Here is a 14,808-nt window from a genome sequence, read left to right as displayed (position 1 = left end):
GAACTCGCCAGGATTAATCATTCACCAATGTGTAAGATTATTTGCTCTGTCCATGCCCGTATTACGTGTTTAAATTTGTATGTTATTGTCATATAAAACGCTCATATAAATGCATTCATCCACCTTTACATTCATCAAAATCATAACTTTATATGCCGTTTCATAAACGCTAATTATTGAAACATAAGCACGGTAATAAATCACCAAGCTCTTATTCGTTAACAGCTATCTTAAGAGGCTAAGGCATTTAAAAACTCTACTACGCCTTGCGGATCCGGATTATAACTATCGGCCCCAATTCTATCACAGAAATCTTGGTTTACAGGTGCACCACCAATACAAACCTTTAGGTCGGCATGTTTTTCTTTGATAACCCCCACAATTTTCTCCATATTACTCATCGTTGTGGTTAACAAAGCCGATAAACCGATTACACTGCCCGGATTATTCTCTGCAGCCTCAATAAAGGTCTCTGCTTTCACATCTGTACCCAGGTCAATCACCTCATAACCATTACCTTCAACCATCATGGCCACCAAATTTTTTCCTATATCATGCAAGTCTCCCTCCACAGTTCCAATAATAAAGGTTCCTTTACGCTCCGCTTCTCCCGACTGGAAATACGGTTTCAAATGTTCCAAAGCAGCCGTCATCGCTTTTGCACTCATTAAAACCTGCGGTACAAAAACCTTGTTTTCACGGAACTTCACACCTACTTTCTCCATTCCGATCATTAGTCCCTTCATTAGAATATCATTGGCCGACACTCCCTGGTCCAACAACTGCTTGGCAATTTCATCCGCCCCATCCTGATCCTTCATATTAGGAGGATAAGGAGATACTTTATTGATCTTACCAAACTCCACACAGTCCGCTAATTTTTCAAATAATTCATTCATAATATATAGATTTAATCTTGTTTGATTTATATTCTTTCCTTTCTAACACAACCCTATGATTGATTGTATGGTAGCAAAACTACAGCCTTTCATGCGAATAATTTAAAGCTATAGTGACAACTATTTAGCTATATTTGCACAATTATCACTTAGGGTATAAATAACATTTTCATGTCTCTCTAATAATTAATTCGGGTTGCATAACCACCTGCCTATTATCAACTTCGTCCTTGCATATCATTTCGCGGATAATCTCAGCCATCTTTTCATATTTACAATCCACCACCGTAAGGGCAGGCGAAAAAAGCATAGAGAGTTCTGTGTTTCCATATGACACCACCGTTAACTCCTCAGGAACAGATATATTCCAGCTTTTTAATCTACCCATAAGACGAATAGCTATTGAATCTTGAACCGACAACACTCCCTTTATCCGATTTTCTTTCAAAAATTCTTTCGTCAATACATTAATATCCGAACAACAAAAGAGCTTTTGGTGCTTAGCTCTAACATCTAAAATGGTTTCAAAGGTCTGTTTCATCAGGTTAAAAACCATATTACTACCTTGCCAGGTATCATGACTCAGCAACAAATAATTACCTACTTGCTTTTTCGACATATAATCCACAGCTCTTTTCACCCCCAAGTCGTAACTCTGTATGGCATAATTAAAATAAGAACCAGACATGGTATAATCTGCCAACACTAATTTTGTACTACCTACATTTAATCTGCGATAAAATTCCCCGGTCTGGGATTCATCATAATTTGGCACCACAATAATCGCCTCATACCCCTTTTGAATCAAGTTTCCTATGATTCTCATTTCCTCATCCGGATTATTATAATGAAGAAAATATTCCATCCCTCGTTCAGCCAAGGTCGCATGAATCATCAATTTTGAAATTAACTCTTCAATATTATTTGAATAAAAAGGAATTACAACACCCCACATTTTTTTCAACTCGCTTACACCTTTAATAAAAGTGCCCCGCCCCACCTGTGACACCACCAACTTCTCGTCCACCAATGCCCTAATAACCCTTTTGGCTGTATCCCGCGAAATATGATGTCGTTCCATCATTTTATTGATGGAATCAATCCTCGAACCCGGCTTTATCTCTTGTTTTAAAATTTTCTCCCGATAAAACTCAATCAACTTTTTGTATATGGGTATATGCCCTTCAAATTTCAGCATGTCGACATTTAAGATGTTAAAAATAGTTGATGAAAATAACAAAACATCACATACCATCACACTAAGTCACATACCATCACACCTCGACAAAACCCTTGTTTTTCGGCACAATAGCACATAAAAATCAAAATACCCCTCCAGAATCATATAATTTAGGTATGTTAACAAAGCTTATTTAGAGACTTTCTAAATCAACATCTATACAGAAAAAGCTAATATTCACTATACAATAACACTACACTTACCTAAAATACCAAAACACGCCCCATAATACCTTCATTATTAGACGAATTTCTCAGTGTCTTTATGTAATTTTAACCAGCGATATTGAAACTACAAGCTTTATGTTTATGAATGGTAACAATGAATTCAAGTTCCGAAAGAACCTCGGAGCTTATGTATGGGTAATGCTTTTTATATTGAGTGCCTGCCAGCCCAAACAATCAAAACTAATGGAAGGCAAATACGAATCATACCTTATTGACAAAGGTGATATTGAAAGTTATCAGACAGCCGAAGGTCATGTTGAACCTGCCAACGAAGTAATACTTTTGAGTCCGGCTTCCAGCATTGTCAAACAAATTATAAAAGGTCCTGGACAAAGAGTAACACAAGGTGAAACAATCATTAAACTTGATTCCAAGGCCGTCAAGGATAAAATTGAACAATTGAATGACCAGCTTGCTGTAAAGCACAACAGCTTAGAAAAAACCCGTCTGAATGCAAAAGGCACGCGCGCCGACTTATCTTATAGTGAGGAGACTAAAAAATTAAAAATTGCCTCCATCAAGTCGACCTTAGCCGATCAGCATCAACTATTAGAAGTAGGAGGTATTTCGCAAGCCAAAGTAGATAAAACCAAACAAGAACTGGTATTGGCAGAAAAAGAACTTAAACTAGCCAAGCAAAAAAACACCATCAAGCTGGCACAACTTGCCACGGATGAAAAAGGCTTGCTCTTACAAATAGAGATGCAGCAAAAAGAACTCAAGCAACAACAGGAGTTACTTAGCAAAATGGACGTTAAAGCGCCTTCGGATGGTATTATTTTAAATATACATGCAAAAGAAGGCGAAAAGATACAAGGAGAAAGGATATTGGCCAATCTATCAGACTTAACACGATTAAAAGTAGAAGCTTCCATTGATGCAAACAATAGATGGATGATAAAAATAGGTAGGCGCGCCTATATTAATGTTAATAAACATCGCCTGCAAGGAAGAGTTAGTTCTATAATGCCCATGTTAGACAATGGTAATCTTCGTTTTTCAGTGGTTCTTACCGAAAAGGACCAATCAAAATTAATTCCTAACCAAAAAGTAGAATTGCAAATTGTTAAGAGAGCCCGTTATAATGTGCTGCGCTTAAAGAAAGGCAAGCTAATAAATTCCAATAAAAAACAAAGTCTGTACGTAATACATGGCGACAGTGCCATCAAAAAAGATTTTGAATTTGGTTTGATCACCGACGAATATCTTGAGTTAAAAGAAGGAGCCTCCGAAGGAAGCGAAGTGGTTATTTCCACCTCTTCACCATTAAATAAATTGAAAAGCATAAAAATTGAAAAGCAATAAAATATGATGGCAAAAAGAATGATAGCTGCAGCTCTGATTACCCATGTATTAAGCTTAGCCCTTGGGCAAAAAAAAGATAACCTGCCCAGAATGGAATTGAGTTTAAAAAACGTAGTAGACCTAGCCATTAGCCAATCTTCATCTGTGAAATATGAACAAAACAGATACGAAAATTTTTATTGGCGTTGGAAAAACTTCCAAGCACAATTCCGTCCTCAACTGGTATTAAGCGGAGACCTACCCAATTACGAAAAAGGAACACGGCCCATAACACAAAATGATGGTAGTGTACAATTTAGAGAAGTAGGGTATTTTAAAAATAGCGCCCAACTAGCAGTCAACCAATCCATTCCTCAATTAGGTACTCAAATATATGCCAAAAGCACCTTATTCCGATATGAAGATTTAGTGCATGACTACACAAATTTTCAAGGGAATCCATACCTTATTGGGGTTACCCAACCTATCTTTGCCTACAACTGGATGAAATGGTCAAAAAAAACAGAACCTCTGGTGTATACCGAAGCTCAAAAGGACTTTATTGAGTCCATCGAAGAAATTTCACAAAAAGCAACTTCGCTATTTTTCAGATACCTAACAGTTCAAACCAACTATAGACTCGCTGAAAATAATTTAAACAACAGTAAGGATAATTTAAAGATTGCCGAAACAAAAATAAAACTAGGTACCATCAGTGAAAATGATTATTCCAGAATAAAACTATCCGTATTAACAGCCCAAAAATCACTTTCTCAAGCAAATATGGACTTAAAAAATGCAGATTTTGCGCTGAAAAAATATATAGGATTGGAACAAAACATAAATATTGAATTACTGATGCCACTTCAAATGGCATTATTTAAAATAGACCCAGATAAAGCCCTCAAGGAAGCATTGGAAAACAGAAAAGAAACCACTCAATATCAAAGACGATTAATAGAAGCCCAAAGAAACTTAACCAAAGCCAAACGAGGCAATGGATTAGCCGCAACTCTAAAAGGAACTTACGGAACCACCAATATTGGGGAAAACATTCCGGGGGTATATGAAAATACAGTTAATCAACAATCCGTTCGCCTATCATTGGCTATACCTATATTAGATTGGGGAAAATCAAGTTCTAATGTAAAACTGGCCGAAAGCAAGCGTGATTTAGTTTTGTTTGACGTACAGCAAGACCGGGAAAATTTTGAACGCAACGTGGTAGTGCAGGTTGAACAATTCGGCTTATTGAAAGAACAACTTGAAATAGCGAAAGAGGCAGATAACGTAGCCGGGAACGGATACTTGATCGCACTTAAAAAATTTCAAAATGGCGAAATCAGCATTACAGATCTGAATATTTCTCTGTCGGAAAGAGACAAGGCCAAGCGCGACTACATTAAGTCATTACAGTCGTACTGGACCTCTTATTATCTATTAAGAGAACTCACCCTATATGATTTTGAAAAAGACCAGAAAATAAATTACGAGAATCCGCTTCTGTCAGGACTTAAAAAATAGTCCATTTACCAAGATGGCAATACTTTATTGATCTGGTCTGTTTGTTGAAGTAAAGTACACCAAATAAAAAAGGCTGTACAAAAATCCGCACAGCCTTTCATATGATACCTGGATAATACTATTTATCCAATACTTTCATTACTTCTAAAACATGCTGACGACTGGTTTCCAACAAGGCTTTTTCCTCATCGTTCAGATCAAGCTCAATTACTTTTTCGATACCATTTTTACCTAAAATAACAGGTACGCCCAAGTAACAATCATCAATACCGTATTCACCTTCTAACTTAATGCAAACAGGAAATACTCTTCTTTGATCCTTCACAATCGCTTCTACCATTTGCGCAGCAGCAGAACCCGGAGCATACCAAGCAGAAGTACCCATTAGTTTCACCAATTCGCCACCACCAAATTTAGTACGTTCAATAATCGCATCTAATTTCTCAGCGTCGATTAATTCAGTGACAGGAATTCCTCCTACAGTAGTATAACGAGGAAGAGGAACCATCGTATCACCATGTCCACCCATCAATACCGCTTGAATATCTTTAGGCGAAACATTTAATTCCTCTGCCAAGAAAGCTCTATAACGTGCCGTATCCAAAATACCAGCCATACCAATCACTCTGGTACGTGGAAATTTTGATGTGATATGCGCCTGATAAGTCATTACATCAAGAGGATTTGAAACAAGAATAATGATGGCCTCAGGAGAGTACTTAACTACATTTTCAGTGACAGTTTTCACAACACCCGCATTAATTGAAATAAGGTCGTCACGTGTCATTCCTGGTTTACGAGGAACACCCGATGTAATTACAATAACATCCGAATCAGCTGTTTTGGCATAATCGTTTGTAGCACCAATTGTACGTGTATCATACAAATTAATAGGGGCTTTCTGCCATATATCCAAGGCCTTTCCTTCGGCCACACCTTCCTTAATGTCAACTAAAACTACTTCATTGGCAATCTCGCGGTATGCCAAAACGTCTGCACAAGTAGCTCCAACGTTTCCGGCTCCAACTACGGTTACTTTCATAATTGTATTACTTTAAATTTTGCTATATAATGATGATATTTATTTTTATAAGAATCACAAATATATACAGTTGATTTTAATTGCAGATATTTTTCTTCAATTATTAAATGATGTTTCACAACATCTTTAAACAAACAAAAAACATGGAATAAAGTTGTGCTTAAACCGACAAATAAAAAAAAGATAAACCATTCCTGAGACCAAGGATCGGGGAATGATTTAATCATTTAATTTATGCGAATAAAAAACTAAATTCCAGCCACTTCCTTGATATCGGCAATGATTTTTTGGGCCAGCTCATCAGCTTCAGCATCACTGGATGCTTCGGAATATATGCGAATAATAGGTTCGGTATTTGATTTACGAAGATGAACCCATCTATCCGGGAAATCTATTTTCACTCCATCAATATCATTCACCTGTTCGTGGCTATATTTTGCTTTCATAGCAGCCAGAATTTTATCCACATCTAACTCTGGCGTCAATTGTATTTTGTTCTTGGAAATAAAATAGCTGGGATAAGAAGCTCTAAGTTGAGAACATGACTTACCTGATTTAGCTAATAAAGTAAGGAACAAACCAATACCTACCAAGGCATCACGTCCATAATGGGAGGCCGGATAAATAATGCCACCATTTCCTTCGCCTCCGATTACAGCATGGGTTTCTTTCATTTTACTCACCACATTCACCTCCCCTACAGCTGCAGCCGAATAGGATCCTCCATGTTTCTGGGTAACATCACGCAAAGCTCTGGTCGAAGAAAGGTTAGATACCGTATTACCCTTGGTTTGACTTAATACATAATCAGATACAGCCACCAAAGTATACTCTTCACCAAACATACTTCCGTCTTCATTGACAATGGCCAAACGATCTACATCCGGATCCACCACAAAACCAACATCCGCCTTTTTATCTTTGATCAACGCAGAGATTTCAGTTAAATTCTCAGGTAAAGGTTCGGGATTATGAGGAAATTGCCCATTGGGTTCACAAAACAACTCTATCACATTCTTTACTCCTAATGCCTTCAATAAGGGTGGCAGGTATATTCCTCCGGTAGAATTCACACAATCCAAAGCCACGGTTAAATGGGCCGACCTGATAGCTTCCACATCGACCAAATCCAGCGCACAAACATGGTCTATATGTTTCTGCAAATAACTGTCATCCTCTTTTAAAGAACCCAAATAATCCACATCCGCAAACGAAAAATCCGCCGCATCCGCAATCTTCAGGATCATCTCTCCATCCGTGGCGCTCAAGAATTCTCCCTTGCTATTCAGTAACTTCAAGGCATTCCACTGCTTAGGATTATGACTAGCAGTAAGAATAATACCCCCATCAGCATTTTCCATGGTAACAGCCAATTCGGTTGTTGGTGTGGTTGACAAACCTAAGTTTATCACATCAATACCAGAACCAATCAATGTACCTACAACAATTTTATCCACCATGGCGCCCGACATACGTGCATCACGTCCTACCACTACAGTAATCCTTTCCTTGTGCGCATTCCTTTTAGCCCAGACAGCATAGGCCGCAGTGAATTTAACAATATCTAAAGGACTGAGTCCGTCACCCGGCTTTCCTCCTATAGTACCTCTAATTCCTGAGATAGATTTAATTAAGGTCATAATATATAATATTTTGATTGAATGAATATCCAACGGTAAAGATGATCATAATTCACAAGACAGTGTTCCTTTCATGCACTGATATGATCAAATACCGAACTACTTACACCAATAAATTATTTCATAATACCAGCTTTTAAAAAGGTAATCTCCTTGGGGCTTAAAAAACGCCATTTTCCACGAGGAACATCTTTTTTCGTAAGACCTGAAAAATAAACCCTATCTAATTTAACGACCTCATACCCCAGGTGCTTAAAAATACGACGTACAATACGGTTTTTACCCGAATGAATTTCAATACCTACCTCTCTGGCATTTCCTTGTACCAAAGAAATTTTATCTGCTTTAATAAATCCATCTTCCAATTCAAATCCCTTGGCAATCTTATTCAAATCATCCTGCGTGATATCCGCATCCAAGAAAGCATGATATATTTTCCGGTGCTCATGACTTGGGTGCGTCAACCGTTTGGCTAAATCACCATCATTGGTCATCAACAAAACGCCTGTAGTCATCTTATCCAATCGTCCCACTGGATAAATTCGCTCAGTACAAGCATGTTTCACAAGATCAATAACAGTGTGTTTTGCATGCGGATCACTCAATGTTGTAACACAATCCTTAGGCTTATTCAAAAGAACATACACCAATTTTTCAGCATTAAGTTCTTTTCCCTGATAAATCACCTTATCAGAAAGTTTCACCTTAGTTCCCACCGCTGTTACAGTTTCTCCATTCACAGTAATCAATCCTTCAGCTATTAGCTTATCCGCCTCTCGCCTACTACAAACACCTGCATTGGCTATAAACTTATTTAATCTAATTTCTTTGGGTTGAGAAACCGACTTATCTGGTTCATTTTCAAATGCCATGTCACTACTGTCTTGGTTTTTATTACTACTTTTTCCAGAACCTTTAAAATTCCTTTCACTCATCATACCGTATAATTTGTGCAAAGGTCATAAATAATATTGAGTAATCACAATTATAGCGAATCATACCTTTTTTTTATACACAGAGCATACCAACACAAACCAGTAGCATTCTTTTTTACATTTACGCATAACATTTACGCCAAGTCTGGGTAATAAGCATATACAAAAAAAGAGTGCCCTAACGAGCACTCTCTATAATTTATTATGGATCACTCCATCTATTATAAACTTACATAGTCTTTGCAAAAAAACTCCAAATACTGCCTTATTCTCATTTTTGAAACAGTCATTTACAATCAGTAAACTCCTTGGTTTCAAAAATATCGAAAGCCTTGTCTTTGAAGCTTTCTTATCAAAGACAGAAAAAACAGTCGTTTTCTTGCAGCCACTACATAGTATTTAAACTAGGCCTGCAAATCCCATAAATGCCAAAGCTAGAATACCGGCCACCAATAAGGCGATAGGTGTTCCTTTCATACCTTTGGGCAGATCAACCAGCTCCAATTGCTCCCGAATACCTGCGAATATAATCAGCGCCAGTCCGAAACCAATAGCAGTAGCTGTTGAAAAAGCAACAGCCTCCAACAGGTCGTATTCTTTTTGAATAGTCAGAATGGCCACACCTAAAATTGCACAGTTAGTGGTTATCAACGGCAAAAACACACCCAGTGCCTGGTATAGTGGAGGGCTCACTTTTTTCAGTATGATCTCTACCAACTGAACCAATGAGGCTATCACCAAAATAAAAGTGATGGTTTGCAGATAGCCCAAGTTAAAAACATCCAACACAAAAGTTTGAACCAGGTAAGTAATAATGGTAGCCAGTACCATTACAAAGGTCACTGCCCCAGTCATACCAATACCGGTAGAAATCTTTTTTGAAACTCCCAGAAACGGGCAAATCCCCAGGAACTGCGCCAATACAATGTTATTAACAAAGATGGCCGATATAAATATTAAAACGTATTCCATTTCTTAGGCTTTTTTAATTCTGTCAATAAGTGCAATTAAATATCCCAGGGCAATAAATGCTCCCGGCGCCAGAACAAATACCAACATACCATATTGTTCTGGAAAGATTACCATATCGAACATTTTACCACTTCCCAAAAATTCTCTCACGGCTCCCAGTATGGTTAAGGCCATAGCAAAACCAAGCCCCATACCTGCACCATCAACGAGCGAGGACAACACGCCGTTTTTTGAAGCAAATGCCTCTGCACGTCCTAACACCACACAGTTAACAACGATCAGCGGAATAAACAATCCCAATGACTCAAAAAGAGCAGGCAAATAGGCTTGCATCAATAGCTCTACCACGGTTACAAAGGAGGCAATAATCACAATAAACGAAGGGATACGTACTTTATCCGGAATCAGATCTTTAACCAGCGAAACTACAATATTACTCATTATAAGCACAAAAGTAGTTGCCAGTCCCATTCCCAGCCCGTTGACGGCTGAAGAAGTCACCCCCAGTGTAGGACACATACCTAGCAACAAGGTAAAAACAGCATTCTCCTTAAAGAAGCCTTTTGTAAAATTTTGTAACTGATTCATTTTTTACCTCCTTCTTTTTTATACGTATCATAAGCGATCATAACAGCATCCAGAAAGGCCCTTGAGCTAATAGTTGCAGCTGTAATAGCATCAATATCACCGCCATCCTTAGATACAATCATCTTGGTTTTGGCCGGATTAACACCCAATATATTCTGCGGAGTATTTTCAACCCTAAACCATTCTTGCATCTTAGAGCCCAGCCCTGGAGTTTCTTTATGCTCCAGCACTGAATAATTAATGATGGTTCCATCCGGTTTGAGGCCAACCATCACCTTAAACTCTCCACTAAACCCTTTTTCTGTTTTAGTAGAGATTGCCACACCTAAGAGTTCACCCCCTTTTTTACAAGGAAATATTTTCAATATGTAACCCTCTTTAGAAGTCAGCTCATACACCTCATCGGTGGGATTATTATCAAACCCGGGAACTACCTCTTCAATTGCCTTTTGTTGTTTGGCCAATTTAGCAGCCTCAATAGGTTCTTTTGTTACTTTGTAAACCATGCCAAGCGTACCACCAGCAAGCGCTGTAATAACGAGCAAGGCAACTACCATATTTACTAATGTTGATTCTGTTTTTGCCATGATTCAAATTATTTAGCAACCACCGGTTTCTCTCCGAAACGCTTAGGTTTAATATATTTATCAATTAAAGGAACAAAGGCGTTCATAATAAGTATCGCAAAAGAAATACCCTCCGGGTAAGCTCCAAAAATTCGGATAGCCACCGTTAAAACACCAATTCCGATTCCAAAAATAATACCTCCTTTTCGACTCATGGGCGAACTTGAGTAGTCTGTAGCCATAAATACGGCACCTAAGAACAAACCACCTGAAAGAATATGAAACATAGGTGGCGCATACATCATTGGGTTGGTCCAATGCAGGATACCAGTAAATACAAATACAGATCCAATCACAGCAACTGGGATATGCCAGGTGATAATTTTACGAAAAAGCATAAAACCCAAGCCCAATAAAATAGCCAATCCAGCCATTTCACCAGCACTACCTCCTTGAAGACCTAAAAACATATCACGATAACTAGGTATTTCATTTAAAATATTAGTAGGTAACTCTCCATTGGCCAAGGCTTCCTTCATTACAGATAGCGGCGTTGCACCTGTAGTAACATCGGTATATGTAAAAGGAATTCGTTCCGGTCTTGGCCAGCTGGTCATTTGCACAGGATAAGAGATCAATAGAAAAACCCTTCCTACCAATGCTGGATTAAAGGGGTTGTTACCCAATCCACCAAAAGACATTTTACCAATACCAATGGATACCAAAGCACCTATAACAATAATATAAATGGGTAGATTACTTGGTATATTAAAAGCCAGCAACAAACCTGTTATCATGGCCGATCCATCCCATATGGATGTTTCGTTCTTCATCAGGTAAACCTGAATAACATGTTCAAACACCAGGCAAGATGCAACAGCTGTCACGCTTACAACGAGGGCTCCCAAACCAAAGTTGTAAAAAGAAATTAGCAATGCCGGGATAAGGGCAATGATAACTCCGTACATATTTTTTTTCACGCTATCCCCACTATGAACGTGCGGTGAAGGTGAAATAGTTAATGTGCTCATATTTCAATTATTTAACTAACGCTTATATTTTTATTTATTCATTACGAATAACTTGAAACCTATAATGGACACCTATTTATTACGACTCCTCATAATTTGTCCCACTTTACCTTTTCCCAGTCGTATATAATCCAACAGAGGACGGTTCGCCGGACAAGTAAAGCTACATGAACCACACTCAATACAGTCCATGATATGTTCCTCTTCAGCTCGGTCCCAAACGGCCTTGTCACTAACAGTCATCAGCAAGAAAGGCTCCAGTCCCATAGGACATACCTCTGTACACTTTGCACATCTGATACAATTTTGCATGGGTTTACGCTTGGCCTCTTCATCGGGCATGATCAGCACACCTGAGCTTCCTTTGGTAATTGGAATATCAGTACTTACCAAGGCCTTACCCATCATAGGGCCACCACCAATTACTTTTCCGGTATCTTCAGGAAGGCCGCCGGCAGCGTCAATCAAGTTATTTAAAGGCGTTCCTATTCTAGCAAGGAAGTTAGAAGGTTTAGCAAGCGACTTACCGGTCACAGTAACCACACGCTCAAACAAAGGTTTATTCTTCTGAACCGCTTCATAAACAGCAAGGATGGTTCCCACATTTTGAACCACAGCTCCCACTTCGATAGGCAACTTTCCAGAAGGAATCTGCCTATTGATACAAGCATCAATCAATTGCTTTTCACCTCCCTGTGGATATTGAACCTTCAATGGTTCAATGGTGATACCCGCATAAGAGGCAGCCAATGATCGCATATGTTGAATAGCATCCGGCTTATTATTTTCAATTCCAATAATGGCCTTATCCACTTTTAGTGCTTTCATAATAATTTGAGTACCCACCATTATCTCATCACCTTTCTCCATCATTAACTGATGGTCGGCTGTTAAATATGGTTCACACTCCACCGCATTTAGAATAAGCACATCGCATTTCTTCCCGGGAGGAACAGAAAGCTTCACATGAGAAGGAAAGGTTGCGCCTCCCATACCTACAATACCAGCATCTGCCACCGCTTTAATAATTTCTTCAGAAGTAGCGCTAATCTCCTTTTTAAGTGCTGTACTACGGTCAATACCTTCTTCCCACTCATCACCCTCTACTTTGATAATGATGGCCGGCTTGCGATACCCACTGGCATCAACGATGTTATCAATCTTAAAAACCGTTCCGGACACCGGAGAATGTATGTTGGCTGAAACAAAACCTGTAGATTTAGCAATTAAGGTACCTACCTTTACGGTGTCACCTTTTTTTACTATGGGAGCAGCCGGAGCGCCAATATGCTGTGCAACCGGAATGGCTACTTGCGAAGGAACCGGTAATGCTTCAATTTTTTTACCGGCCGAAAATTTGTTTTCGGGAGGATGAATACCTCCAAGTGAAAATGTCTTTAACACGTTTATTCCTCCTTATTTTTATTATCCGAAGATGTATTGTTATCATTTTTTACGCCATTGCTTGCCTTTACAGCTGCCTCTTGCGAAGCAACAGGGCCTGCTGCATTTTTAGGGCTTTCTGACTTGGCCTCAGGCTTTGCTTTGCGCAATGGAAAGTTGATCTCATGAATGGCATGCGTAGGACATACAACGACACACTTACGACACAGTTTACATTTATTGTAATCGATGTAAGCCAAATTGTTTTCCACCGTGATAGCATCAAAAGGACACACCTTTTCACATTTACCACATCCGATACAAGCAGTAGCACAAGCCTTTTTGGCCACTCCTCCTTTGTCCTCGTTCACACACGAAACAAATATCCTACGTTCTTTAGGACCTCTCTTCCTAAGTTCTATAATATCTTTAGGACAAGCATCCACACAGGCACCACAAGCTACACAGTTGTCTTTAACAACAGGCAATCCTGTTTTTTCATCCATATACATGGCATCAAAGTTACATGCTTCCACACAATCGCCACATCCCAAACAGCCATAACTACAACCCGTATCTCCTCCGTACAACGAAGCAGCCACTGCACATGATGTGGCACCGTCATAATGATTCGTTTTAGGTCGGTTTTCACATGTACCGTTACAACGCACAACAGCCAGCATAGGATCTGACTTTGCCACTTCCTTTCCGAGTATGGCGGCAGCTGCACCCATGGTCTCTGCTCCACCCACTGGACAGTTTAAGGAAGAGATATCGTCGCTCTTCACCAAAGCCTCGGCAAAAGCCCTACAGCCCGGAAAACCACACCCACCGCAATTGGCAGCAGGCAACACCTCTTCAACCTGATCGATTCTTGGATCTTCGAACACTTTAAACTTCTGTGCCACAAAGTAAAGCACCAAAGCCGCCACGGTTCCTAATATTCCAAGCGTTAAAATAGTTATTACTACTACGTTCATTTTATATTAATTTTATCTAACCGATTATTTCTTTGATAGTAAATACAAATGTTTTCTCAAGCTTTGGAGTATACAACTTAACTCCTATGAAATAAGGAACCAACACAGCTAGGGATGCAATACCTGCAATACCCTCACTCTTCGTGATTCCATGCACAACAAACAAGGTAATAAACACCAGAATAAATGGGAATATATAGGCTATCAGCGATGCTTTTAACCCTAAAGATTTTTGACCCCTAATAACCACCTGCTGACCAACGGCCAAGTGATCTACCCCATACGTGCTAACATCAATTACCTTTTCTTTCATATCAGATGCAGTACAAGCCCCTTTGGCATGACAGGATGCACAGGCTGATTCGCTTAATATACGAACCTTCACCTGATCCGAATTGAAGGATTCAACGTACCCCGTATGCTCTACAAACTTTAATTTCGTCATGATTTCAAGCAAAATTTCCGAACAAATGTAATTAATCAGATATTACAGAAAA

Annotated in this window: 14 protein-coding genes; 2 read left to right on the top strand and 12 right to left on the bottom strand. The window is 39.0% G+C overall.

Features of this window, described 5'->3' with window-relative positions:
• Positions 1-230: 230 nt before the first annotated feature.
• Positions 231-899 carry a cobalamin B12-binding domain-containing protein gene (locus CYTFE_RS0100835; protein WP_027470252.1) on the bottom strand — a complete coding sequence of 223 codons (669 nt, stop codon included), beginning with the start codon at positions 897-899 and terminating at the stop codon, positions 231-233.
• Between the two features lie 169 nt (positions 900-1,068).
• Entirely contained in the window at positions 1,069-2,097 is a 1,029-nt protein-coding gene (locus tag CYTFE_RS0100830) for a GntR family transcriptional regulator (protein ID WP_027470251.1), read from the bottom strand.
• Positions 2,098-2,447: 350 nt separating this feature from the next.
• Between CYTFE_RS0100830 and CYTFE_RS0100825 the strand changes: the two genes are divergently transcribed.
• Both CYTFE_RS0100825 and CYTFE_RS24380 read left to right on the top strand, forming a co-directional pair.
• Entirely contained in the window at positions 2,448-3,671 is a 1,224-nt protein-coding gene (locus tag CYTFE_RS0100825; protein WP_161636302.1) for an efflux RND transporter periplasmic adaptor subunit, read from the top strand.
• Between the two features lie 3 nt (positions 3,672-3,674).
• The gene (locus CYTFE_RS24380) at positions 3,675-5,174 is read left to right on the top strand and encodes a TolC family protein (RefSeq protein WP_052342903.1); all 1,500 of its coding nucleotides are present in this window, start codon (positions 3,675-3,677) and stop codon (positions 5,172-5,174) included.
• A gap of 118 nt (positions 5,175-5,292) precedes the next feature.
• Here CYTFE_RS24380 and mdh read toward each other — a convergent pair whose 3' ends face one another.
• The 10 genes from mdh to CYTFE_RS0100765 all read right to left on the bottom strand — a co-directional run bounded on the left by mdh (position 5,293) and on the right by CYTFE_RS0100765 (position 14,756).
• Positions 5,293-6,216 carry a malate dehydrogenase gene (gene mdh / locus CYTFE_RS0100815; RefSeq protein ID WP_044213923.1) on the bottom strand — a complete coding sequence of 308 codons (924 nt, stop codon included), beginning with the start codon at positions 6,214-6,216 and terminating at the stop codon, positions 5,293-5,295.
• 248 nt (positions 6,217-6,464) lie between these two features.
• A complete protein-coding gene (gene glmM, locus CYTFE_RS0100805; RefSeq protein WP_027470247.1) occupies positions 6,465-7,856 on the bottom strand; it encodes a phosphoglucosamine mutase in 1,392 nt (463 codons plus the stop codon).
• A gap of 116 nt (positions 7,857-7,972) precedes the next feature.
• A complete protein-coding gene (locus CYTFE_RS0100800; RefSeq protein ID WP_081735872.1) occupies positions 7,973-8,794 on the bottom strand; it encodes a pseudouridine synthase in 822 nt (273 codons plus the stop codon).
• Between the two features lie 396 nt (positions 8,795-9,190).
• Positions 9,191-9,763, bottom strand: a complete 573-nt coding sequence (gene rsxA, locus CYTFE_RS0100795) for an electron transport complex subunit RsxA (protein WP_027470245.1) — start codon at positions 9,761-9,763, stop codon at positions 9,191-9,193.
• Positions 9,764-9,766: 3 nt separating this feature from the next.
• Entirely contained in the window at positions 9,767-10,351 is a 585-nt protein-coding gene (locus CYTFE_RS0100790; RefSeq protein ID WP_027470244.1) for an RnfABCDGE type electron transport complex subunit E, read from the bottom strand.
• Positions 10,348-10,938 (bottom strand): RnfABCDGE type electron transport complex subunit G, encoded by a 591-nt coding sequence (locus CYTFE_RS0100785; RefSeq protein ID WP_027470243.1) that lies wholly within the window; start codon positions 10,936-10,938, stop codon positions 10,348-10,350. The genes CYTFE_RS0100790 and CYTFE_RS0100785 overlap by 4 nt, the downstream gene beginning before the upstream one ends.
• Positions 10,939-10,946: 8 nt before the next feature.
• Positions 10,947-11,948, bottom strand: a complete 1,002-nt coding sequence (locus CYTFE_RS0100780) for an RnfABCDGE type electron transport complex subunit D (RefSeq protein ID WP_027470242.1) — start codon at positions 11,946-11,948, stop codon at positions 10,947-10,949.
• 72 nt (positions 11,949-12,020) lie between these two features.
• Positions 12,021-13,352 carry an electron transport complex subunit RsxC gene (gene rsxC, locus CYTFE_RS0100775; RefSeq protein WP_027470241.1) on the bottom strand — a complete coding sequence of 444 codons (1,332 nt, stop codon included), beginning with the start codon at positions 13,350-13,352 and terminating at the stop codon, positions 12,021-12,023.
• A 2-nt stretch (positions 13,353-13,354) separates the two neighbouring features.
• Positions 13,355-14,311: a Fe-S cluster domain-containing protein gene (locus CYTFE_RS24375; RefSeq protein WP_044213921.1), complete on the bottom strand. Its 957-nt coding sequence runs from the start codon at positions 14,309-14,311 to the stop codon at positions 13,355-13,357.
• Positions 14,312-14,327: 16 nt separating this feature from the next.
• Positions 14,328-14,756, bottom strand: a complete 429-nt coding sequence (locus tag CYTFE_RS0100765) for a SoxR reducing system RseC family protein (protein ID WP_027470240.1) — start codon at positions 14,754-14,756, stop codon at positions 14,328-14,330.
• Positions 14,757-14,808: the final 52 nt, after the last annotated feature.

The organism is Saccharicrinis fermentans DSM 9555 = JCM 21142 (genome assembly GCF_000517085.1).
GTDB lineage: Bacteria > Bacteroidota > Bacteroidia > Bacteroidales > Marinilabiliaceae > Saccharicrinis > Saccharicrinis fermentans.
This window is presented reverse-complemented; position numbering and strand designations above follow the sequence as displayed.

Excerpts from the sequence above, each read along its gene's own strand:
- CYTFE_RS0100780 (WP_027470242.1), bottom strand. The coding sequence starts at position 11,948 with ATGAGCACATTAACTATTTCACCTTCACCGCACGTTCATAGTGGGGAT.
- CYTFE_RS0100825 (WP_161636302.1), top strand. The coding sequence starts at position 2,448 with ATGAATGGTAACAATGAATTCAAGTTCCGAAAGAACCTCGGAGCTTAT.
- CYTFE_RS0100785 (WP_027470243.1), bottom strand. The coding sequence starts at position 10,938 with ATGGCAAAAACAGAATCAACATTAGTAAATATGGTAGTTGCCTTGCTC.
- rsxA (WP_027470245.1), bottom strand. The coding sequence starts at position 9,763 with ATGGAATACGTTTTAATATTTATATCGGCCATCTTTGTTAATAACATT.
- CYTFE_RS0100830 (WP_027470251.1), bottom strand. The coding sequence starts at position 2,097 with ATGCTGAAATTTGAAGGGCATATACCCATATACAAAAAGTTGATTGAG.
- glmM (WP_027470247.1), bottom strand. The coding sequence starts at position 7,856 with ATGACCTTAATTAAATCTATCTCAGGAATTAGAGGTACTATAGGAGGA.
- CYTFE_RS24380 (WP_052342903.1), top strand. The coding sequence starts at position 3,675 with ATGATGGCAAAAAGAATGATAGCTGCAGCTCTGATTACCCATGTATTA.
- mdh (WP_044213923.1), bottom strand. The coding sequence starts at position 6,216 with ATGAAAGTAACCGTAGTTGGAGCCGGAAACGTTGGAGCTACTTGTGCA.
- CYTFE_RS0100790 (WP_027470244.1), bottom strand. The coding sequence starts at position 10,351 with ATGAATCAGTTACAAAATTTTACAAAAGGCTTCTTTAAGGAGAATGCT.
- CYTFE_RS24375 (WP_044213921.1), bottom strand. The coding sequence starts at position 14,311 with ATGAACGTAGTAGTAATAACTATTTTAACGCTTGGAATATTAGGAACC.
- CYTFE_RS0100835 (WP_027470252.1), bottom strand. The coding sequence starts at position 899 with ATGAATGAATTATTTGAAAAATTAGCGGACTGTGTGGAGTTTGGTAAG.
- CYTFE_RS0100800 (WP_081735872.1), bottom strand. The coding sequence starts at position 8,794 with ATGATGAGTGAAAGGAATTTTAAAGGTTCTGGAAAAAGTAGTAATAAA.
- CYTFE_RS0100765 (WP_027470240.1), bottom strand. The coding sequence starts at position 14,756 with ATGACGAAATTAAAGTTTGTAGAGCATACGGGGTACGTTGAATCCTTC.